Origin of the sequence: Catellatospora sp. NPDC049111 (assembly GCF_040648615.1) — a bacterium.
In the GTDB taxonomy this organism is placed as follows: domain Bacteria; phylum Actinomycetota; class Actinomycetes; order Mycobacteriales; family Micromonosporaceae; genus Catellatospora; species Catellatospora aurea.
On sequence record NZ_JBEZEB010000051.1, the window covers coordinates 46763 to 65863 of the forward strand.

General features: G+C 72.3%; 24 protein-coding genes. 14 read left to right on the plus strand and 10 right to left on the minus strand.

Features of this window, described 5'->3' with window-relative positions:
- From AB0B66_RS38595 to AB0B66_RS38610, 4 genes are all read left to right on the plus strand, one after another.
- Positions 1-1017 (plus strand): LacI family DNA-binding transcriptional regulator, encoded by a 1017-nt coding sequence (locus AB0B66_RS38595; protein ID WP_360539683.1) that lies wholly within the window; start codon positions 1-3, stop codon positions 1015-1017.
- A 34-nt stretch (positions 1018-1051) separates the two neighbouring features.
- Positions 1052-1426 carry an FKBP-type peptidyl-prolyl cis-trans isomerase gene (locus AB0B66_RS38600; protein ID WP_275412049.1) on the plus strand — a complete coding sequence of 125 codons (375 nt, stop codon included), beginning with the start codon at positions 1052-1054 and terminating at the stop codon, positions 1424-1426.
- Positions 1427-1551: 125 nt separating this feature from the next.
- Positions 1552-2130: a hypothetical protein gene (locus AB0B66_RS38605; protein WP_360539685.1), complete on the plus strand. Its 579-nt coding sequence runs from the start codon at positions 1552-1554 to the stop codon at positions 2128-2130.
- A gap of 53 nt (positions 2131-2183) precedes the next feature.
- A complete protein-coding gene (locus AB0B66_RS38610) occupies positions 2184-2858 on the plus strand; it encodes a GPP34 family phosphoprotein (RefSeq protein ID WP_360539687.1) in 675 nt (224 codons plus the stop codon).
- Positions 2859-2861: 3 nt separating this feature from the next.
- Here AB0B66_RS38610 and AB0B66_RS38615 read toward each other — a convergent pair whose 3' ends face one another.
- On the minus strand, positions 2862-3947 hold the full coding sequence (locus tag AB0B66_RS38615) for an epoxide hydrolase family protein (RefSeq protein WP_360539689.1): 1086 nt from the start codon (positions 3945-3947) through the stop codon (positions 2862-2864).
- 89 nt (positions 3948-4036) lie between these two features.
- Between AB0B66_RS38615 and AB0B66_RS38620 the strand changes: the two genes are divergently transcribed.
- The 4 genes from AB0B66_RS38620 to AB0B66_RS38635 all read left to right on the plus strand — a co-directional run bounded on the left by AB0B66_RS38620 (position 4037) and on the right by AB0B66_RS38635 (position 7190).
- The gene (locus AB0B66_RS38620; protein ID WP_360539691.1) at positions 4037-4483 is read left to right on the plus strand and encodes a MarR family transcriptional regulator; all 447 of its coding nucleotides are present in this window, start codon (positions 4037-4039) and stop codon (positions 4481-4483) included.
- Between the two features lie 40 nt (positions 4484-4523).
- The gene (locus tag AB0B66_RS38625) at positions 4524-5507 is read left to right on the plus strand and encodes a DUF2332 domain-containing protein (protein WP_360539693.1); all 984 of its coding nucleotides are present in this window, start codon (positions 4524-4526) and stop codon (positions 5505-5507) included.
- A gap of 93 nt (positions 5508-5600) precedes the next feature.
- Positions 5601-6311 (plus strand): hypothetical protein, encoded by a 711-nt coding sequence (locus AB0B66_RS38630; protein WP_360539695.1) that lies wholly within the window; start codon positions 5601-5603, stop codon positions 6309-6311.
- A 42-nt stretch (positions 6312-6353) separates the two neighbouring features.
- Entirely contained in the window at positions 6354-7190 is an 837-nt protein-coding gene (locus tag AB0B66_RS38635) for a hypothetical protein (RefSeq protein WP_360539697.1), read from the plus strand.
- Between the two features lie 80 nt (positions 7191-7270).
- Here AB0B66_RS38635 and AB0B66_RS38640 read toward each other — a convergent pair whose 3' ends face one another.
- From AB0B66_RS38640 to AB0B66_RS38650, 3 genes are all read right to left on the minus strand, one after another.
- Positions 7271-7627 (minus strand): GlsB/YeaQ/YmgE family stress response membrane protein, encoded by a 357-nt coding sequence (locus tag AB0B66_RS38640; RefSeq protein ID WP_203693116.1) that lies wholly within the window; start codon positions 7625-7627, stop codon positions 7271-7273.
- Positions 7628-7712: 85 nt separating this feature from the next.
- The gene (locus AB0B66_RS38645; RefSeq protein ID WP_360539699.1) at positions 7713-8135 is read right to left on the minus strand and encodes a hypothetical protein; all 423 of its coding nucleotides are present in this window, start codon (positions 8133-8135) and stop codon (positions 7713-7715) included.
- The gene (locus AB0B66_RS38650) at positions 8132-8413 is read right to left on the minus strand and encodes a hypothetical protein (protein ID WP_360539701.1); all 282 of its coding nucleotides are present in this window, start codon (positions 8411-8413) and stop codon (positions 8132-8134) included. The genes AB0B66_RS38645 and AB0B66_RS38650 overlap by 4 nt, the downstream gene beginning before the upstream one ends.
- A gap of 90 nt (positions 8414-8503) precedes the next feature.
- On the opposite strand from AB0B66_RS38650, the gene AB0B66_RS38655 reads away from it, so the two are divergent.
- From AB0B66_RS38655 to AB0B66_RS38675, 5 genes are read left to right on the plus strand one after another with little or no spacing between them, the layout of a single operon-like run.
- The gene (locus tag AB0B66_RS38655; protein WP_360539703.1) at positions 8504-9289 is read left to right on the plus strand and encodes an RNA ligase family protein; all 786 of its coding nucleotides are present in this window, start codon (positions 8504-8506) and stop codon (positions 9287-9289) included.
- Positions 9276-10436: an AAA family ATPase gene (locus AB0B66_RS38660; protein ID WP_360539705.1), complete on the plus strand. Its 1161-nt coding sequence runs from the start codon at positions 9276-9278 to the stop codon at positions 10434-10436. The genes AB0B66_RS38655 and AB0B66_RS38660 overlap by 14 nt, the downstream gene beginning before the upstream one ends.
- A gap of 9 nt (positions 10437-10445) precedes the next feature.
- Complete coding sequence (gene otsB / locus AB0B66_RS38665; protein WP_360539707.1) at positions 10446-11249, plus strand: trehalose-phosphatase; 804 nt, start codon at positions 10446-10448, stop codon at positions 11247-11249.
- 56 nt (positions 11250-11305) lie between these two features.
- A complete protein-coding gene (locus AB0B66_RS38670) occupies positions 11306-12310 on the plus strand; it encodes a PfkB family carbohydrate kinase (RefSeq protein WP_360539709.1) in 1005 nt (334 codons plus the stop codon).
- Between the two features lie 32 nt (positions 12311-12342).
- The gene (locus AB0B66_RS38675) at positions 12343-13125 is read left to right on the plus strand and encodes a 5'/3'-nucleotidase SurE (RefSeq protein ID WP_360539711.1); all 783 of its coding nucleotides are present in this window, start codon (positions 12343-12345) and stop codon (positions 13123-13125) included.
- Position 13126: 1 nt separating this feature from the next.
- Here AB0B66_RS38675 and AB0B66_RS38680 read toward each other — a convergent pair whose 3' ends face one another.
- The 5 genes from AB0B66_RS38680 to AB0B66_RS38700 form a co-directional block, all read right to left on the minus strand.
- The gene (locus tag AB0B66_RS38680) at positions 13127-13594 is read right to left on the minus strand and encodes a hypothetical protein (protein WP_360539713.1); all 468 of its coding nucleotides are present in this window, start codon (positions 13592-13594) and stop codon (positions 13127-13129) included.
- Between the two features lie 149 nt (positions 13595-13743).
- Positions 13744-14043 carry a DUF6582 domain-containing protein gene (locus AB0B66_RS38685; RefSeq protein WP_360539715.1) on the minus strand — a complete coding sequence of 100 codons (300 nt, stop codon included), beginning with the start codon at positions 14041-14043 and terminating at the stop codon, positions 13744-13746.
- 2 nt (positions 14044-14045) lie between these two features.
- The gene (locus tag AB0B66_RS38690) at positions 14046-16253 is read right to left on the minus strand and encodes a xanthine dehydrogenase family protein molybdopterin-binding subunit (RefSeq protein WP_360539717.1); all 2208 of its coding nucleotides are present in this window, start codon (positions 16251-16253) and stop codon (positions 14046-14048) included.
- Positions 16250-17239 (minus strand): xanthine dehydrogenase family protein subunit M, encoded by a 990-nt coding sequence (locus AB0B66_RS38695; protein WP_360539719.1) that lies wholly within the window; start codon positions 17237-17239, stop codon positions 16250-16252. Before AB0B66_RS38695 ends, AB0B66_RS38690 begins: the two co-directional genes overlap by 4 nt.
- Positions 17239-17757: a (2Fe-2S)-binding protein gene (locus AB0B66_RS38700; RefSeq protein ID WP_360539721.1), complete on the minus strand. Its 519-nt coding sequence runs from the start codon at positions 17755-17757 to the stop codon at positions 17239-17241. Before AB0B66_RS38700 ends, AB0B66_RS38695 begins: the two co-directional genes overlap by 1 nt.
- 298 nt (positions 17758-18055) lie before the next feature.
- Between AB0B66_RS38700 and AB0B66_RS38705 the strand changes: the two genes are divergently transcribed.
- Positions 18056-18442 (plus strand): DUF2267 domain-containing protein, encoded by a 387-nt coding sequence (locus tag AB0B66_RS38705; RefSeq protein WP_360539723.1) that lies wholly within the window; start codon positions 18056-18058, stop codon positions 18440-18442.
- On the opposite strand, the gene AB0B66_RS38710 is transcribed toward AB0B66_RS38705, so the two are convergent.
- The coding region (locus AB0B66_RS38710; protein ID WP_360539725.1) for a hypothetical protein at positions 18439-19101 on the minus strand (663 nt) is incomplete at its 5' end. The genes AB0B66_RS38705 and AB0B66_RS38710 overlap by 4 nt on opposite strands.

Here is a 19101-nt window from a genome sequence, read left to right on the forward strand (position 1 = left end):
ATGGGGACGCAGACGCGGGCTCGGCTGGCCGACATCGCCGCGCAGGCGCAGGTCAGCCAGGCGACCGTGTCCCGGGTGCTGAACGACCGGCCGGGCGCGTCGGCGAGCACCCGGCAGGCGGTGCTGACCGCGCTGGACGTGCTCGGCTACGAGCGGCCGGGGCATCTGCACCGCACCGGCGCGGGACTGGTCGGGCTGATCCTGCCCGAGCTGGACAACCCGATCTTCCCGGCGTTCGCGCAGATCGCCGAGTCGACGCTCGCCCAGCAGGGCTACACGTCGATGCTGTGCACGCAGACACCGGGCACGGTCAGCGAGGACGAGTACGTCGACATGATGCGCGAGCGCGATGTCGCCGGGATCGTGTTCATGTCGGGCATGCACGCCGCCGCCGACGGCGACCCGGCCCGATACCACCGGCTGACCGCCGACGGTGTGCCGTTCGTGCTGGTCAACGGGTTCCTGCCGGGGGTGGCGGCGCCGTTCGTGTCGTGCGACGAGCACGGCGCGGCCGAGCTGGCGGTGGCGCACCTGGCCTCGCTCGGGCACCGGCGCATCGGGCTGGTGTGCGGGCCGCGGCGGTACACGCCGACGCGGCGCAAGGTCGCCGGCTACCAGGCCGCGATGGCGGGGCTGTACGACGGCGACCTGGAGGAGCTGATCGAGATCGCGCCGTTCGGGGTCGAGGGCGGGCACGGGGCCGCGCTGCGGCTGCTGGAGCGGGGCGTGACGGCGATGCTGTGCGGGTCGGACCTGATGGCGCTCGGAGCGATCCGGGCGGCGCGGGCCAACGGGCTGTCGGTGCCTGGCGACGTGTCGGTGGTCGGATTCGACGACTCGCTGCTGATGGCGTACACCGATCCGCCGCTGACCACGCTGCGCCAGCCGGTGCGGGCGATGGCCCAGGCCGCGGTGCGCGCCCTGCTCGACGAGATCGGCGGGTACGCCGCCCCGCACAGCGAGTACATGTTCCGCCCGGAACTGGTGGTCCGCGGCTCGACAGCGGCGCTGCGCTGACAACGTTCTCCGTACCCCGCCTAGGATGGCTCTCATGACCTTGAGCAAACCGACTGTGGAGTTCCCCGGGGGCGAGGCCCCGACCGACCTGGTGATCACCGACCTGATCGTCGGCACCGGCGACGAGGCCGTGCCCGGCCGCCAGGTCGTCGTGCACTATGTGGGCGTGACCTTCGACGGCGGCGAGGAGTTCGACGCCTCCTGGAACCGCGGCTCCCCGTTCACCTTCCCGCTCGGCGGCGGCCGCGTCATCCAGGGCTGGGACCTGGGCGTGGCCGGCATGAAGGTCGGCGGCCGCCGCCAGCTGATCATCCCGGCCAAGCTCGCCTACGGCAACCGCGGCGCCGGCGGCGTCATCAAGCCCGGCGACACCCTGGTCTTCGTCGTCGACCTCCTCGAGGTCCGCTGACCCACTCCCCCGACGATCTTGCGCGAACGGTGGGGACGACACGCTCGTTCCGGGCGTGTCTCGCGCAAGATCGTCGGGATCGTGGCGGGGCCACGGCAGGAGATCTTGCGGGTTAGACTCTCGCGATGCCATTGCTGAGCGTCGCTGATTCGCTGCCGTGGGTGCCGCGGCGGGTGCTGGTCGCGGGCACGTCCGGGTCCGGCAAGACCACGCTGACGGCGGCGCTCGCCGAGGTGCTGGAGCTGCCTCGGGTCGAGCTCGACGCGCTGCATCACGGGCCCGGCTGGGAGCCGCGGCCCACTTTCGCCGACGAGGTGGCCGCCTTCACGGCTCAGCCGCGCTGGGTGACCGAGTGGCAGTACAGCGAGAAGCTCGGCGACCTGCTGTCCGGCAGTGTCGACACGGTGGTATGGCTGGACCACCCGCGCCGGCTGGTCATGTGGCAGGTCATTCGGCGTACGGTGCGTCGCAGGTGGCGGCGCGAGCAGCTGTGGAACGGCAACACCGAAGGACCGCTGCGCACGGTGTTCACCGACCCCGAGCACGTGATCCGGTGGGCGTGGCGCACCCACCGCAAGCCGGGCGTGCGCGTGGCGGCGGTGCTGGAGCAGCGCGGCGAGCACGTCGCCGTGGTGCGGCTGCGCGGCCGGGCCCAGGTCCGGCGGTGGCTGCGTCGGCTGCGCGAGGGCAGCCTGCTCGGATGAGCTGCCGCCCGGTAGCGGCCCTCATATGAGGTCAAAGCGCCTAAACTCGGCGTATGGAGCTCTCGCTGGCCGAACAGCTGGTCCTGCTCAGTTATGACGACGCGACCGGCAGGCCGCTGGTGCCCATCAACCACCTCGACTGCGGCATCGAGGGCGCAGTGCTGCTCAGCCTGGCCAACGCGGGCCGGATCGCGATCCACCACGGGCACGTGCAGGTCGCCGACCACACGCCCACCGGCGACGCGTCGCAGGACGCGGCGCTGGTGGAGATCGGCGAGGACGTCAAGGGTCACGCGCCCGACTGGTGGATCTACCACTTGGCGTCCCCGCACCACCGGCAGCGGCTGCTGGACAACCTTGTGGACAAGGGCGTGCTGCGGCGCGAGGACCACCGGGTGATGGGCGTGTTCCACCGGCCCCGGTATCCGCTGGCCGACCAGGCGGTCAAGAAGGAGCTGGTGGACCGGGTCGGCAATGTGGTCAACCGCATCGCCGAACCCGATCGCGACTCGGTCAGCCTGCTCGCGCTGAGTCACACCATGATGCTGGACCGGCACTACTTCCCCGAGGTCAACCACGACGACATGCGCCACCGCGTCATGGAGCTGGCCGAAGGCGAATGGGCGGCGCCGGCCGTCGGCAAGGTCATCTACGCGATGAACATGGCGGTCATGGCCGCCATCACCGGTGGCATCGCCTCGTCGTCGACCGCCGCGGTCTCCGGCTGACGGTCACTGCCGGAGCGCGCCGAAGAAGTCGCGGACGTCACCGGCGAGCAGTTCCGGCTGTTCCATCGCGGCGAAGTGGCCGCCGCGGTCGAACTCCGACCAGTGCCTGATGTCGTACAGCCGCTCGGCCAGGGGCCGTACGGACTGGGTGATGTCGCGGGCGAACACCGCCACACCGACCGGCGCGCGGCAGGGTAAGGCCTGCCCGCGGGCGGCGTCGTGGTGCAGCCGCGCCGCCGACGCCGCGGTGGCGGTCAGCCAGTACAGCGAGACGTCGGTGAGGATCCGCTCGTCGCTGATCGGCGAGCGGGGATCTGTCCACGACGCGAAGCGCTCGGCGATCCAGACCAGCTGGCCGACGGGCGAGTCGGTCAGGGCGTAGCCGATGGTCTGCGGGGTGAGGGCCTGCAGGGCCTGGTATGGCGGACGGTTCGCCAGCAGGTGCCGGACTTTGTCCAGCCTGGCCTCGTCCATGTCGGAAAGGTCGAGTCCGGCGTCCGGGTCGGGGCGGGTCGGCAGGTAGTTGACGTGCACGCCGACGACTTGCTCGGGCGCCACCGCGCCCAGTGCCAGGGAGATGCCCGCGCCGAAGTCGCCGCCCTGGGCCCCGTAGCGCTCGTACCCGAGGCGGTGCATGAGTTCGGCCCAGGCCCGTGCGATCCGCGGGACGTCCCAGCCGCGCTCGTGGGTCGGGCCGGAGAAGCCGTAGCCGGGGATGGACGGGATCACCAGGTGGAAGTCGCGTGACAGCGGCTCGATCACGTCCAGGAACTCCAGGAACGAGCCGGGCCAGCCGTGGGTGAGGATCAGGGCGAGCGCGTCCGGGTTGGCTGAGCGTACGTGTACGAAGTGGATGCGCTGGCCGTCGATCTCGGTGGTGAAGTGCGGCAGCTTGTTGAGTTCGGCCTCGTGCGCGCGCCAGTCGTGGCCGGTGCGCCAGTGTTCGGCCAGTTGCTTGAGCCGGGCCAGCGGGAAGCCGTAGTCCCAGCCGGCGTCGGCGACCTCGTTGGGCCAGCGGGTGCGGGCGAGCCGGTCGGCCAGGTCGTCGAGGTCGGCCTGGGGGATGTCGATGCGGAACGGATCGATCATGGATGGCTCCTCAAATCGTTTGTGCCTCTAACGTTAGGTGACCTAACGGTTTTTCGTTAGGGGCACCAACGATTTGTTAGGGTGATCACATGGACGACACCGCACCCAGCCGGCTGACCGGGCTGCCCAGCTGGCTGCTGACCCAGACCGCCGCCCACGCGGGACGGCTTGTCACCGAAGGGCTGGCCGGTGTCGAGGCGCGCGGCTACCACTACCGGGTGCTGGCCACCCTCGACGAGTACGGACCCGCCAGCCAGGCCGACCTCGGCCGGCGCAGCGGCATCCACCTGTCCGATCTGGTCGCCGCCATCAACGAGCTGGCCGAGCGGGGGTACGTGCGACGCTCCCCCGACCCCGACGACCGCCGCCGCAACGTCGTCACCGTCACCGACGCCGGACGCCGGCAACTGGCCGTGCTCGACGAGCAGCTCGCCGCCGTACAGCAGCGGCTGCTCACGCCGCTGGACGGCGCGGAGCGCGCACAACTGGCCGCGCTGCTGACGAAACTGCTCGCGTACCACCGCATGTCGTCCTGATCACGGTGCGCGCCGCCCGGCGGCGGCCTACGGTACGGCCATGCACGGCATCCCCCGCAGCGACGAGGCCCTGGCCCGGACCTACCACGACTTCGCGGTCAACGAGGCCGCCGGCCGCTCCCCGGCGTACGAGCGGCTGTGCCTGGCGGTGGCCGCCGACACCGAACTGCTCACCCTGCTCGGCACGCTGCCGCTGGCCAAACGCCAGCCCAACCTGCTGCTGGGCGCGGTCCGGCTGCTCGGCGGCCCCGCCGGCGACTACCCGGCCTTCCGGGACTGGGTGCTCACGCACTGGCCCGCGGTAAGCGAGCAGATGCTGGCCCGCAGCACGCAGACCAACGAGGCCGCGCGGTGCGCCCTGCTGCTGCCCGTGCTCGCAGCGCTGCCCCAACCCCTCGCGCTGCTGGAGGTCGGCGCGTCGGCGGGACTGTGCCTGTACCCGGACCGCTACCGGTACCGCTACGGCAACCGCGCCCCGATCGGCCCCGCGGACGCGCCACTGCTAGATTGCGCCGTCGACGGTGCCGCACCGGTGCCGGACCTGCTGCCGAAGGTCGTCTGGCGGGCGGGCATCGACCTGAACCCGCTCGACGTCACCGACCCCGCCGACGTGCGCTGGCTGGAGAGCCTGATCTGGCCCGAACACCACGACCGGCGCGAGCGCCTGACCGCCGCCGCGGCGATCGCCGCCGCCGACCCGCCGCTGCTGGTACGCGGCGACCTCAACGAGCGCCTGCCGGAGCTGGCCGAGCAGGCCCCCGCCGAGGCGACGCTGGTCGTGTTCCACACCGCGGTGCTCGCCTACCTCGACGCGGCAGGCGTGGACCGGTTCGCGGCACAGGTGGCCGAGCTGACCCGACGCAGGCCGGGCACCATATGGCTGAGCAACGAAGCGCCCCGTGTCGTCCCGCAGGTCGCCGCCCGGCTGCCCCGCGAGGCCCCACCGGGCCGGTTCGTCCTCGCCGTCGACGGCCGCCCCGTCGCCTTCACCATGCCGCACGGCCAGGGCGTCGACTGGCTGTGACACCCGGGCGGCGGCACAGCGGCGCCCGCCGGCCGGCGAGCCCTGTACCCGCGCCCGCGCCGGCTCTAAAGTGTTGCGGTCGAAGGGAACGCGATGGTGCAGCACAGCAGCCGGTCGGCCACGGACGCAGCCGGGGACAACACGGCGCTCGACGTCGCGGCCAGCTCGGTCGCGGGGCTCGGCCTGCTGGTCGGGGCGCTGGGCGCGGCCGGGCTGGTGCTCGTGCTGTGCACCAACTCGCTGGCCGGAGTCGGGCTGACCATGGTCAACGTCGCGGTGCCGGCGATCGCGTTCGGATACGCGCTGCTCGGCGCCGCCCCCCGCGGCTCGGCGCGGCCGCGCCGAATCGCCGCGATCACCCTCGCGGTGCTCATCGCGGCCGGTGCGACCGGCCTGAGCTGGGGCCTGTCCGGGGTGGCGATGCGACAGTTCGCGCCCGCGGACTACATCGGCCGGTACGGCGAGCGCGTCCAGGTGTCCGTCATGGACGCCGACTGCCGCCACGGGACCATCTGGCGGCGCGGGCCACGGGCCGACTTCTACTGCGAGGGTGCGACCTGGCGGGCCGCCGGGCGCGACGAACGCGGCCGGCTCACCCTGTTCTACCAGGAGCTGGAGCCGCGCTCGCAGAGTCGGCTCGTCGACGCGTACGTGCTGGGCAACGAGGGCTACAGCGTGGAGCGGGTCGGTGAGGTCGAGTCCTGGGCGTGGTGGGCGGGGCGGCCGCTCTGGCTGCTGCTGGGCCTGCCCGTGCTCGCCCTCGGAGTGCTGTCGCGCCGTAACCTGATGTCGCCGCGGCCCTGACCGCGGCCGGTGCCGTTTGACCGGCACGCTACCGTGCGGGTCGTGACCCGACCCGTCCCCGCCCCGTACCGTGTCACGGCCACCATCGTGGCGCTGCTCGGGCTGTCCGCCGCCGCGCCGTTCCTGTACCGGACCGGGCCCGTCGGGTACGCCGCGTTGCTGGTGCCTCTCGGGCTGCTGCTCGCGCTGGCCTGGCTGGTCCGGCTCGGGCAGTGGCTGCTCGCGGCCGGCGCGCCCCCGTGGCCGGCCCGGCTGACCCTGCACCTGGCACAGAGCCCGCAGGCCCAGCAGCGCGGCCGGGCGGTCCGGGTCGCCGACGAGGTCGGTCGCACGTCCGACTTCGACGCCACCCCGGCCGGGTACGCCGTGTGGGCGGTGCTGCAGCGCGGCAGCGCCCCGAGGCTGCACCAGCGGGTGGTGTGGGAGCGGTGGCTGCGGGAGCTGACCGGCGAGCACCGGGTGCTGGTACGCCGCCGTGCCGGGGTCGCCGTCCTCGATGTGGAGGGCCGCGGGCGGATCTGGCCGTCGAGCTTCACGCTGCGCCGCCGCCCGTGGGGCGTGGCCTTGACGCCGCTGGGCGGCACCTCGGCGGGCAACGATTTGTCGTGGTGGCGATTGCTCACGGTCGTGGTGCTGGTGGTGGCGTTGCTCGCGGGCCCTGCGGTCGGGCGTGGAGATTATCTGGACGCGGTGTGGGCCGCGGTGTACGTGGTCGTGCTGGCGTTCGCGGTCGGGCAGTGGTTCGGGGTGATGCCGCCGGGGCGGCAGAGCCGGCCGAAAGCCGCCGGCAGCGCCCGGATTCCCGAGCCGCGCGCCGAGTCCGCCAAGCCCCGTCGCGGCGGCCGGTTCACGGGCACGTCGAAGACCCGCAAGCGTTAGGAAGGGCGCCTCCCCATCGCATAGCGATGGGGAGGCGCCCTTCCTTCCCTACCCCCACGGAGGGACTGCGGTCGGCAATGTCAGGTGGTGGTGTTGCGGCGGCGGCGGCGTACGGGGCGGCCGCCTTCGTCGGCGATGAAGGTGCGGGTCAGGGCCATCGCGATGATGATGCCGATGACCGCGCAGACCACCTGCACCAGCAGCTCCGACCAGCTCCAGGTGAAGTGCCAGCCGGCCCAGTTCCAGTCCAGCCGGGCCGGCCACATGCTCTCCCAACCCATCTGGCGCGACACCCAGGTGCCCAGCAGGGCGGCCAGGATGCCGACGACGAAAGTGGCGATGACTCCGATGTTCTGGCGGCCGGGGAGAACCAGCCGGCCGAGGGTGCCGATCACGATTCCGATCAGGATTGCGCTAAGGATTCCGGTCGCCGTCATGGCGCGGGTCTACCCGCTGCCGCACGGTTTAATCCTCACCGCGATACCGGTTCCGGGACCGGCGCGAGCGGCCGGGGCGTGCGGGTCAGGACCAGGGCTTCTCGAGCTGGATCGTGGTGATCGAGCTGACGATCGCCGTGTAGCGCTCGGGGCGGTCGGTGAGAATGTAGGCGTCGGTGCGCACCGCGAGCATGGTCAGGTCGGAGTCGGCGAGTTCGTGCAGGCGGTCGGGGCCGGGGCGGGTGAGGTCCATGAACCGGCCGAGGCTGGGCCAGTCGGCGGTGGACTCGACCACCACGCAGTTGTCGTTGGTGCGCAGCACGTCGAGCAGGCGTGCGTCGGCGCCGCGGGCGAGGGCCTCGGCCAGGGACGCGGTGGTGACGGCGAACAGTTCGCCCTGTTCGTCGAACTCGCCGATGATCTCGCCGACGGTCTCGTGGGCGCCGAAGGCGCACAGCGCGGAGGGGTCGAGGATGAGGCGGATCGGCGGGACGTCGGGGTCGGTCATGCCGCCCAGCCCATGCGGCGGCGCAGTTCGTCGCGCTCGGCGCTGCCGTGCTCGGCGCGCTGCGCGGCGGCGTCGAGCTGCTCGCGGGCCCACAGGCGGGCGCGGCGGCGGCGCTCGTCGGTCAGCGGCACGCCGTGGTGGCGCTGGTAGGCCTCGGCCTCGGCGTCCTGGGCGATCTTTCGCCGGACCAGGCGGTTCACTTCGGCGGAGGCGTTCTCGTGCGTCTTGAGGTACGCGACGACGTCGTCGGCGAGGTAGAAGCTCTTGGTCTCACCCATGCCCAATAGACTACTGCGTCATTTCTGATAGGGCCATCGGGTTGATAAAGCGTTCGCTCGGGCGGGTGCGGGGCGGCTACAACATACGGCGTGATCGTGAAGTATCCGCGTACGCCGCATCTGGCCGGGTCGCGCCTGCAGCCTGGGGACGAGGACCTGGCCCAGGCGCCGTTCGCGCGTATCCGGGGGCGGCACGTGGTCGCCGAGGAGAAGCTCGACGGGGCGAACGCCGGCATCAGTTTCACCGCCGACGGGCAGCTGCGGTTGCAGTCGCGGGGGCACCGGTTGTCCGGCGGGCCGCGCGAGCGGCAGTTCGCGGTGCTCAAGTCGTGGGCGGCGACGATCGCGCCGCTGCTGTGGGAGCGGCTGGGCGACCGGTACGTCTGCTACGGGGAGTGGATGTATGCCAAGCACACCGTCTTCTATGACGCGCTGCCGCACTACTTCTGCGAGTTCGACGTGCTGGATACGGCCACGGGCGAGTTCCTGGACACGCCGCGGCGGCAGGAGCTGCTGGACGGGCTGCCGGTGCGCAGCGTGCCGGTGCTCGCGGCGGGGCCGTTCGAGCGGCTGGAGCAGCTGACGGGGCTGGTGGGGCCGTCGGTGTGCCGTACGCCCGGGTGGCGTGAGGGTCTGGCCGCCGCGGCGGTGGAGGCCGGGGTCGATCCGGAGCGGGCGGCGGCCGAGAGCGACCGGGCCGACGAGATGGAGGGGCTGTACCTCAAGGTCGAGGAGGGTGGCCGGGTCGTGGAGCGCTACAAGTGGGTGCGGCACAGTTTCGTGACGGCGGTGCTGGACTCCGGCTCGCACTGGGCGGACCGGCCGATCGTGGCCAACCGGCTCGCCGATCCGGAGGTGCTGTATGCGGGCCTTTGAGCGGCTGTGCCCGGTCGGGCCGGGCTGGGTGCTGGACTGGGCCGCGGTCGAGCGGGAGTTCGACTGGATTCGGCGGCTGGCCGGGGTGCCGCAGGATCCGGTGCATCATGCCGAGGGAGACGTGCTGACCCATACCCGGATGGCGGCGCAGGTGCTGGTGGCGCTGCCGCAGTGGCGGGACCGGCCACGGGATGAGCAGGTGCGGCTGTTCGCCGCGGTGCTGCTGCACGACGTGGCCAAACCGGACTGCACGCGGCACGAGGACGGGCGGGTGACCGCGCACGGGCACTCCCGGCGCGGGGAGCTGATCGCGCGGCGGGTGCTGTGGGAGGCGGGCGCGCCGATCGAGTGGCGCGAGCACGTGGCGGCGCTGGTGCGCCACCACCAGGTGCCGTTCTGGGCGCTGGAGCGTCCGGACCTGGAGCAGATCGTGCTGCGGGTGTCGCTGGTGGCGTGCAACGACGACCTGGCGCTGCTGGCGACCGCCGACATCGGCGGCCGGGTCTGCGCGGACGCGGACACGGTGCTGGAGAACATCGGCCTGTTCCGGGAGTACTGCGCGGACCTGGGGGTGCTGGACCGGCCGTGGGAGTTCGCCTCCGATCATGCGCGGTTCATGTACTTCCGTACGCCGGGCCGGGATCCGCGGTATGCGGCGTTCGACGACACCCGGCTGACGGTGACGGTGCTGTCGGGGCTGCCCGGGGTCGGCAAGGACACGTGGCTGGCGGCGAACCGGCCGGAGTTGCCGGTGGTGAGCCTGGACGCGATCCGGAAGCAGTCGGGGGTGGACCCGGCCGGTGACCAGCGGGCGGTCGCCGCGGCGGCGCACGAGCTGGCGCGGGGGCATCTGCGGGCGGGGCGCTCGTTCGCGTGGAACGCGACGAACGTGTCGCGGCAGCTGCGGGAGCTGTGCATCGGCCTGGCGGCGGCGTACCGGGCGCGGGTGGAGGTGGTGGCGCTGGAGGCGCCGGGTCCGGTGCTGCGGGCGCGCAATGCGGCCAGGCCGGCGCCGGTGCCCGACGCGGTGATCGATAGGATGATCGGCAGGTGGGAGACCCCCGACGTGACGGAGTCGCACACCCTACACCGGCTGGACACGAATGATCGTGTACTTCACGTGATCCCGGGGTCACGGGTGGCCTAGAGTAGGCGAGTGATCGAATCGCAGAGCGTCACTGACGCACTACGTATAGCAGCCGAAAGACGTCAAACCTGCGGTTTCTTCTTCGACTTCGACGGCACCCTCTCCGAGATCCGCGACGACCCGGCCGGGGTCGAACCGGTCCCCGGCGTCGTGGCGGCCGTGGCCGAGATCGCCGAACACCTCCGCACCGTCGCGGTGGTGTCGGGACGGCCCGTCGACTTCCTGCGCAAGCACTTCGGCGGCCTGCCGGTGCGCCTGTACGGCCTCTACGGCATGGAGTCCCTCGGCGCCGACGGCACCCTGTGGACCGACCCCGAGGTCGTGCCGTGGATCTCCGCGGTCGCCGACGTCGCCAAGCGCGCCGTCACCGAACTCGACCCCGACATCCTCGTCGAGGACAAGCGGCTGTCGGTGGCGCTGCACTACCGCACCGCACCGCACCTGCGCGCCCAGGTCGAACGCTGGGGCGGCGACCGCGCATCCGAGTACGGCCTGTCGCCGCTGCCAGGCCGGATGGTCCTCGAACTCAAACCGCCGATCCGCCGCGACAAGGGCGGCGTGATCCGCACGGCGACCCGCGACCTGAACTGCGTCTGGTACTTCGGCGACGACCTCGGCGACCTGCCCGCCCTGACCGCGCTCGCCGACCGCGCCAAGGCCGACCGCGACTTCGAGGTGTTCCGGGTCGGGGTGTCCAACCCCGAGACCGGCGACCAGGTCGCCGCCATGATGGACGTCATCGTCGGCTCGCCGCGCGACCTGGTGCCGCTGCTGCGCCAGGCCGGACAGGCCTTCACCCCCTCGCACACCTGATCGAAGCCCCGGCGGCCGCAGGATTGAGCTGCCCGCCGCCGGGGTAAGCGCTGATCATGCCGGAATCAGTCATGGTGTTCTCACCGTCCCCGCAGCTCACCGTCACCATCGAGCAGGTCGGCGACGAGGAGGAGATCCACCTGCACGCCGGCGGCCAGGGCGTCTGGGTCGCCCGCATGATCAAATCCTTGGGCGTACGGGTCGTGCTGTGCTCGGCGTTCGGCGACGAGACCGGCCGCGTCGTGCGCAACCTCATCCTCGACGAGGGCCTGGAGGTCGGCGCGATCGACGTCGCCGCCCGCAACGGCGCCTACGTGCACGACCGCCGCGACGGCACCCGCAACGAGATCGCCCAGGCCCCCGGGCAGCCGCTGAGCCGCCACGACCAGGACGAGCTCTACAACGTCGCGCTCGCCGAGGGCCTACGCGCCGACGTCGCGATGCTCGCCGGGGTCGCCGACCCGCAGGTGCTGCCGCCCGACGTGTACCGGCGGCTGGCCGGCGACCTGCGCCGCAACGGCACCAAGGTCGTCGCCGACCTGTCCGGCGACTACCTGACCGCCGTCCTGGAAGGCGGCGTCGACGTGCTCAAGGTGTCACACGAGGAGGTGCTGCGCGACGGCCGGGCCACCGAGGAGACCATCCCGGGCCTGGTCGCGGCCATGCACCGGCTGCGCGAGGAGGGCGCGGGCGCGGTCGTGCTCAGCCGCGCCGAGCACCCCGCGCTGGTGCTCATCGGCGACGAGGTCCGCCAGGTCGAACTGCCGCGCCTGGAGCCCGCCGACCACCGCGGCGCGGGCGACTCGATGACCGCCGGTGTCGCCGCGATGCTGGCCCGGGGCCGCGAACTCGAAGAGGCCATCCGCACCGGCGCGGCCGCGGGAGCCCTCAACGTCACCCGCCACGGTCTGGGCACCGGCCGCGCCGACGTGATCGCCCAGTTCACCACCCGCGTCGAGCTGACCCCGCTGCCCGGCGCGAGCGCCGCGGCCCCTCCGGCCGAGCAGCGCGGCGGGCACACCTCCCCCGAGCAGCTCGCGGAGAAGGTGAAGCGCTCGTGACCGGCTCCCCCGCACCGACGAAAGGAAGTTTGATGACCCGGGTCCTGATCACCAACGACGACGGCATCGAAGCACCCGGGCTGCACCGGCTCGCCCACGCGACGGCCGCCGCCGGGTTCGACGTCGTGGTGGCGGCCCCGGCCCGCGACTCCAGCGGCGCGAGCGCCGCGATCAGCGCCGTGGCCCAGGACGGGCGCATCGTCGTCGAGGAGCGCAAGCTGCCGGATCTGGACGGCGTGCCCGCGTACGCGGTCACCGGCACGCCGGCGCTGGCCGCGCTGATCGCGACCCGGGGCGCGTTCGGCGACCCGCCGGACGTGGTGCTGTCCGGCGTCAACCGGGGCGCGAACGCGGGCCCCGCGGTGCTGCACTCGGGCACCGTCGGCGCGGCGCTGACCGGGGCCACCTACGGCTGCCACGGCCTGGCCGTGTCCCTCGACCTGGCCGACGGCGACCTGACCGACGACGACCGGCACTGGGACACCGCGGCGGTGTACGCGGTCGCGCTGCTGCGGCTGCTCGACGGGCTGCCGAAGGAGACCGTGCTCAACCTGAACGTGCCCGACCTGCCCGCCGACCGGGTCAAAGGACTGTGCCGGGCCAGGTTCGGCCGGTTCGGCCAGGTGCAGATGCGCATCGCCGAGCGCGGCAGCGGCTTCGTGCGCACCGCCCTGGAGGACACCGGGGCGCGCCTGGAGCCGGGCACGGACATGGCGCTACTCGCTGACGGCTACGCCACGGTGACGCCGCTGCAGCCGCTCGGCGAGGCCGCCGTGGACCTGCCCGACCTGGCGGACCTGCTGACCGCCGCGTGAGTCAGGCCGACGAGCCCAGTGCGGAGATCACGGCGACGCCGCCGCAGCACAGCAGGAAGAACGCCGGGAAGAACACCAGCATGATGAGGTAGTTCGACCACATGCCGAAGGTGGTGACGTCGGCGCCCTGCCCGTCGTGGACCCGGTTGCGCCAGCCGCCGAACCGGAACGCGAGCTGGTGTCCCGCGCCGGGGTGCACGGTCAGCGCCGTCTTGATCATCGGCATGCCGATGAAGTCGGTGACCTTGGCCTCGTGCGGCCCGGCCGGGACCACGATGTAGTAGATTCCCTCGCCGGCGAACGGCACCTCCCGGCCGTCGATCTTCAACCGGCAGGTGGACGCCGCGGACACGATGTACGGGCCCCGGTTGAAGCTCACGATGAGCACGCCGTGTCCCTCCGGCACGGGCACGGGCATCGGATACGCGGTGTAGGGCATGACCTGAGCGGGAGGCATGGGCTGCGACATGCGGCAGATCATGCCAGACCCCCGCGATGGTCGCGACAGTCCACAAACGATCCGGGCCAGGCGACGTCCGTTGCAGTTTCGCGGAAAGTGCATGAATGGCGCGCCGCCAGCGTGCAGTTTCCGCGAAACTGCACGCTGACCGTCCGGGCTCAGTGGGCCGGGTTCGGGGTGTGGGGTTTGCGGCCGAGTTGGCGCCAGCCGGTTTCGGCGACGTCGACGCCGTAGTGCTTGGCGGCGGCGAGCAGGTTGGCGAAGGCCAGGTCGCGGTCGTCGTCGTTGACGCCGGCGACCTGGTCGAAGCGGGCCAGGGCGTTGCGCACGTGCTCGGCGTCGGTCAGCGGCAGCTTGCGGCTGTCCGGGAACGCGAACACCGACTCGGGCAGGCGGTTCTTCTCGGCGGTGCTCAGCTCGCCCTGGACCTCGTACGCCCGCCAGGTGGTTTTCGTCATGGTCACATCATCAGCTGGTCGATGGTGATGGGCAGGTCGCGCAGGCGGCGGCCGGTGGCGTGGTGCACGGCGTTGCCGATCGCCGCGGCGACGCCGACCAGGCCGATCTCCCCGATGCCCTTGGTGCCCGACGGGGTGTACCGGTCGGGTTCACCGACGAAGACGACCTCGATGTCGGGCACGTCGGCGTTGACGGCGACCAGGTAGTCGCCGAAGGTGCCGTTGGCGACCCGGCCGGTGCCGGGGTCGGTCAGGGTGTCCTCGAACAGGGCCTGGCCGATGCCGCCGACGGTCGCGCCGATGATCTGGCTGCGGGCCAGCTTCTGGTTGAGGATGCGCCCGCCGTCGGTGACGCTGACGACCCGGCGTACCCGCAGCCGGCCGATCATCGGGTCGATGGCGACCTCGACGAACCGGGCCCCGTACGGGCCCGCGTGGACCATGGACGCGGCGGCCGCGTCCGGTGGCCGCAGCCGGCCGTCGCCGGACGCCTCGACCAGACCCTGCCCGGCGAGCAGGTCGGCGATGGCGACCCGCACCGACGGGTCGTCGCGGCGGCACAGCGCGCCGTCGCGGCAGACCACGTCATCGGGACCCAGCCCGTGCAGCGGCGAGTCGTCGCCGGTCAGGTCCAGCAGCGCCCCCTGCAGGTGGCTCACGGCGTCGATGACGGCGTTGGACAGCGACGAGGCCAGCCCGGAGCCGCCGGAGTGCGCCGAGGCGGGCAGGTCGCTGTCGCCGAGCTGGAAGTCGACCTGCTGCGGGTGCAGGCCGAGCAGATCCGCGGCGACCTGCGTGATGATCGTGTAGGTGCCGGTGCCGATGTCGGTGGCCGCCGAGCGCACGGCGGCGGTGCCGTCGGCGTACACCGTGACCCGGGCCTGGGACACCGGCATGTAGGCGAAGAACCCGGTGGCGGCCATGCCCCAGCCGATGAGCAGGTCGCCCTCACGCATCGACGACGGCCGCGGGTCGCGCCGCGACCAGCCGAACAGCTCCGCGCCGACCTTGCAGCACTCGATGACGGCGTTCGACGACCAGGGTTTGCCGGTCGCCGGGTCGAGGTCGGTGGCGAGGTTGCGCAGCCGCAGTTCGAGCGGGTCCATGCCGAGTTCGTGGGCGAGCTCGTCCATGGCGGTCTCGATCGCCCAGTTGCCCTCGGCCTCGCCGGGCGCGCGCATGGACGTCGGGTAGCGGCGGTTGAGCCGTACGGTGCGTTCCACGGTGGCGACGTTCGGGCAGTTGTACAGGTGCGGTGTGCCGCTGGTGAGCAGCCCCACCGCCGGGAAGTCGATCGACGACAGGCACGACGCCCGGTGCTCGATCATGGTGAGCACACCGTCGCGGCCGGCGCCGAGGCGCACCTGGTGCTCGCTGTTGGGTCGGTGGCCGACGAGTTTGAACATCTGGGGCCGGGTAAGCATGACCTTGACGGGGCGGCCGAGTTCGCGGGCGGCTCCGGCGGCCAGGAGTTTGTACGGCCACTGGTTGAGCCCGGCGCCGAATCCGCCGCCGAGGTAGGGCGTGTGCACGCGTACGCCCGATTCCGGCACGCCGAACATGACGGCCAGCGTGGTGCGCAGCGCGTTGGTGCCCTGCGTGGAGTCGTGGATCTCCAGGTGGTCGCCGTCCCACGCGGCGACGCAGCCCATCAGCCCGAGCGGGTTGTTGGTGTTCTCGGGCGTCGTGTAGGTTGCGCCGACGCGCACGTCGGCGGCTGCCCAGCCGGCCTCGGTGTCGCCGCGGGACGTGTCGGGTGACAGCGCCAGCGGCTCCGGCTGCCCGTCGGCGGGGTCGAGCAGCGCCGGCTCGGCCGCGTAGGTGATCTCGATGAGCCGGGCGGCCTCGGTCGCCTCCTGCGGGGTGTCCGCGACGACCAGGGCGACCTCCTGGCCGTGGAAGACGATCCGGCCGTCCTGCATCGGCGCGATCGGGGCCTCGCCGAACAGCACGGGCGCCGGGGCGTTCAGGCGCGGGAAGTTCTCGTGCGTGAACACGGCCCGCACGCCGGGCAGGGTCAGCAGCGCACTGGTGTCGATCTTCGTGACGCTACCGGCCGGGATGGTCGAGGTGACGATCACGGCGTGCAGCATGCCGGGCAGGGTGACGTCGCTGGAGTACGGCGCGCTGCCGGTGACCTTGTGCGGGCCGTCGACGCGGTCGATCCCCTTGCCGACCCAGGTGCCGAGATCGGGTTTCGTGGCGGTCATCGCGACGCCTCCGTCATGGTGAGCAGCTGCCGGGACAGCGTGCGGACCGCGAGGTCCACCTTGAACGCGGTGCCGGGCACGGTGAACGCCGACGCCATGGTGGCGCGGCCGGCCTGTTCGAAGCGCACCGGGTCGACGTGGGTGCCGCGCAGCATCTCCTCGGCCTCGCGGGCCCGCCAGGGCACCGAGCCGACGCCGCCGAGCGCGATGCGGATGTCGGCGATCATGTCGCCGTCCATCTGCAGCGCTACCGCGGCCGAGGTCAGCGCGAACTCGTAGGAGGCCCGGTCGCGGACCTTCAGGTAACCCGACCGCCAGCCGCTGGGCAGCAGCGGGATGTCGAGCTCGGTGATCAGGTCGCCGTGGCCGAGCACGTTCTCGATCGACGGGCCCTCGTCGGCGCGGACCCAGAACTCGGTCAGCGGGATGCGCCGCTGCCCGCTCGGCCCGGTGACCAGCACCGACGCCTCGACGGCGACCAGTGGCACGGCGACGTCGGAGGCGTGCAGGGCGATGCAGCGCTCGTCGACGCCGAGCACGGCGTGCATCCGGGCGACGTTGTCCACGGCGGCGCAGCCGGAGTCGGGGCTGCGCCGGTTGCAGGCCGACACGGTCGGGTCGCGGAAGTACCGGCAGCGGGTGCGCTGCAGCAGGTTGCCGCCGATGGTGGCCATGTTGCGCAGCTGCACCGACGCCCCCTGCAGCAGCGCCGAGCGCACGAACGCCAGGCGCTGCGCGACCACGGGTTCGGCGGCCAGTTCCTCCATCGTGGTCAGCGCGCCGACCTTGAGCTGCTGACTCTCCACGAGGATGCCGCGCAGCGGCAGGCGGGTGATGTCGACCAGCCGGTCGGGTGTCCACACGCCGTCCTTCATCAGGTCGACCTGGGTGGTGCCGCCGGCCAGGAACGCGGCCTGCGGGTCGGCGGCCACCGTGGCGACGGCCTCGTCGACGGCGGCGGGACGGTCGTACACGAAGGCCCTCATCACGCACCTGCCCCGTCGGCGATCTCACGGACGGCGGCGACGATGTTGGGGTACGCGCCGCACCGGCACAGGTTGCCCGACATGTACTCGCGGATCTCGGCGTCGCTGCCGGCGCGGCCCTCGCGCAGCAGGCACACCGCGGACATCAGCTGCCCGGAGGTGCAGAAACCGCACTGGAACGCGTCGTGGCGCAGGAACGCCTCCTGCATCGGGTGCATGCCCAGCTCGCCGGCGAGCCCTTCGACGGTGGTGACCTGGCGGCCGTCGACCTGCGCGGCGAGCATCAGGCAGGACAGCACCCGGGCTCCGTCGACGTGCACCGTGCACGCGCCGCAGGCACCCTGGTCGCAGCCGCGTTTGGTGCCGGTCAGGCCGGAGCTGTCACGCAGTGCCTCCAGCAGGGTGGTGCGGGTGTCGACGCGCCACTGCACGGGCGCGCCGTTGACGACGGTGAACACGTCGACGGTGTACTGATCCTGCTTCGCTGGGGCACGTGTGCCGCTTCGGGTGGTTTTCATGGGACGCCTCCGGCCGCCGCCCGGTCGCCGCAGGGCCCTGCCGCGCCGACGACCGGCATGGAGTGGACACCTCAGGATGCCATCGAAAGGCGCAGTTCAGAGCCGGTTCGGCACATCCCGCACGGTGGAGGCGAGCACGGGCGCAGGGTGGTGACACGCCGTCGAACACGGCCACAGGTTCATGATCGACCCGAGTGGGGGTGGGTGAAATGGTGTAAAGGGTGGTGTAGGGGGCATGGAGGCTTAGGGTGTTGATGGATCACCCCCGACCGTGTGGATCGAGTACGGGAGGGAACGTATGGGAGACAAGCAGTTCTTTCGCAAGGTCGCCGAGTTGTCTGGGCTGACCGTGGAAGAGGCGGCCGATACGACGCGCGCGACGCTGGAGTGCCTGGCGGCGCGGCTGAGCAACGGCGAGAACCGGCATCTGGCGGCGCACCTGCACGAGGGGTTGCGGGACTCGCTGCCGCCCAACGGGCGCATCAAGTGCTTCGACCTGCCGGAGCTGCTGCGGCGGGTCCAGGAGCGGACGGGGCTCAACGAGCGCGACACCGACGCCGGGGTGCGCGGGGTGTTCACGGCGCTTCGTGAGGACCTGGGCGACGAGACGTTCGACCACGTCATGCAGCAGCTGCCCAACGATTTCCGGACCATGGCCCGCGCCCGGGTCCGCGCCGCGGCTTAGCGCTCGCGGTAGGCCGTCAGGCTGGTGCGGTCGGCGGACCCGGCGGTCTCCGACCGCACCAGTCCCACGCCGGGGGCGTAGAAGCTCAGCAGGCGCACGTCGCGCAGCAGCGGCGAGGTCTGCTCGATCGCCACGACGTCGCGGTAGGCGCCCGCGGGCACGCTGACCTGCTCGTGCACGGCCAGCACCCGGGCGGAGTCCTCGGCCCGGCCGCGGCTGTAGCCGATCCGCCAACGCTGACCGGGCACGGGCCGCGCCGACATCGCGATGCCGGGCTGCGCGCCCTGCTGCCCGGCCTGCCAGCCGTCGACGCCGGTGAGGGTGCCGTTCACGTAGTCACGGGCGGTCTCACCCAGCAGCCACACGTTGCCGGCGCCGTCCTGGGCGTACCAGCGGCTCTCGTCGCGCACGACGCCACCGCCGGCGTCGGTGGTCAGCGAGCGCGCCGCGACCGTGGCGATGCCCGCGACGGCGGGTCCCAGCCTGACGGTGACCTCGGTGCGGAAGTCGCCGTCCGGACTCGGGGTGTCGTAGCTCCACCGGGCCCCGACGGGCAGCGGCAGGTAGGGATTGTCGACGGCGGTGGTGAAGTCGGCCGGGTCGAGCCGCACGGGCTGCGCGCCCTGCGGCAGCGGCGACGGCGCCGGGGTCGGCGCGGG

Excerpts from the sequence above, each read along its gene's own strand:
- AB0B66_RS38595 (WP_360539683.1), top strand. The coding sequence starts at position 1 with ATGGGGACGCAGACGCGGGCTCGGCTGGCCGACATCGCCGCGCAGGCG.
- AB0B66_RS38600 (WP_275412049.1), top strand. The coding sequence starts at position 1,052 with ATGACCTTGAGCAAACCGACTGTGGAGTTCCCCGGGGGCGAGGCCCCG.
- AB0B66_RS38605 (WP_360539685.1), top strand. The coding sequence starts at position 1,552 with ATGCCATTGCTGAGCGTCGCTGATTCGCTGCCGTGGGTGCCGCGGCGG.
- AB0B66_RS38610 (WP_360539687.1), top strand. The coding sequence starts at position 2,184 with ATGGAGCTCTCGCTGGCCGAACAGCTGGTCCTGCTCAGTTATGACGAC.
- AB0B66_RS38615 (WP_360539689.1), bottom strand. The coding sequence starts at position 3,947 with ATGATCGATCCGTTCCGCATCGACATCCCCCAGGCCGACCTCGACGAC.
- AB0B66_RS38620 (WP_360539691.1), top strand. The coding sequence starts at position 4,037 with ATGGACGACACCGCACCCAGCCGGCTGACCGGGCTGCCCAGCTGGCTG.
- AB0B66_RS38625 (WP_360539693.1), top strand. The coding sequence starts at position 4,524 with ATGCACGGCATCCCCCGCAGCGACGAGGCCCTGGCCCGGACCTACCAC.
- AB0B66_RS38630 (WP_360539695.1), top strand. The coding sequence starts at position 5,601 with ATGGTGCAGCACAGCAGCCGGTCGGCCACGGACGCAGCCGGGGACAAC.
- AB0B66_RS38640 (WP_203693116.1), bottom strand. The coding sequence starts at position 7,627 with ATGACGGCGACCGGAATCCTTAGCGCAATCCTGATCGGAATCGTGATC.
- AB0B66_RS38645 (WP_360539699.1), bottom strand. The coding sequence starts at position 8,135 with ATGACCGACCCCGACGTCCCGCCGATCCGCCTCATCCTCGACCCCTCC.
- AB0B66_RS38650 (WP_360539701.1), bottom strand. The coding sequence starts at position 8,413 with ATGGGTGAGACCAAGAGCTTCTACCTCGCCGACGACGTCGTCGCGTAC.
- AB0B66_RS38660 (WP_360539705.1), top strand. The coding sequence starts at position 9,276 with ATGCGGGCCTTTGAGCGGCTGTGCCCGGTCGGGCCGGGCTGGGTGCTG.
- AB0B66_RS38670 (WP_360539709.1), top strand. The coding sequence starts at position 11,306 with ATGCCGGAATCAGTCATGGTGTTCTCACCGTCCCCGCAGCTCACCGTC.
- AB0B66_RS38675 (WP_360539711.1), top strand. The coding sequence starts at position 12,343 with ATGACCCGGGTCCTGATCACCAACGACGACGGCATCGAAGCACCCGGG.
- AB0B66_RS38680 (WP_360539713.1), bottom strand. The coding sequence starts at position 13,594 with ATGTCGCAGCCCATGCCTCCCGCTCAGGTCATGCCCTACACCGCGTAT.
- AB0B66_RS38685 (WP_360539715.1), bottom strand. The coding sequence starts at position 14,043 with ATGACGAAAACCACCTGGCGGGCGTACGAGGTCCAGGGCGAGCTGAGC.
- AB0B66_RS38690 (WP_360539717.1), bottom strand. The coding sequence starts at position 16,253 with ATGACCGCCACGAAACCCGATCTCGGCACCTGGGTCGGCAAGGGGATC.
- AB0B66_RS38695 (WP_360539719.1), bottom strand. The coding sequence starts at position 17,239 with ATGAGGGCCTTCGTGTACGACCGTCCCGCCGCCGTCGACGAGGCCGTC.
- AB0B66_RS38700 (WP_360539721.1), bottom strand. The coding sequence starts at position 17,757 with ATGAAAACCACCCGAAGCGGCACACGTGCCCCAGCGAAGCAGGATCAG.
- AB0B66_RS38705 (WP_360539723.1), top strand. The coding sequence starts at position 18,056 with ATGGGAGACAAGCAGTTCTTTCGCAAGGTCGCCGAGTTGTCTGGGCTG.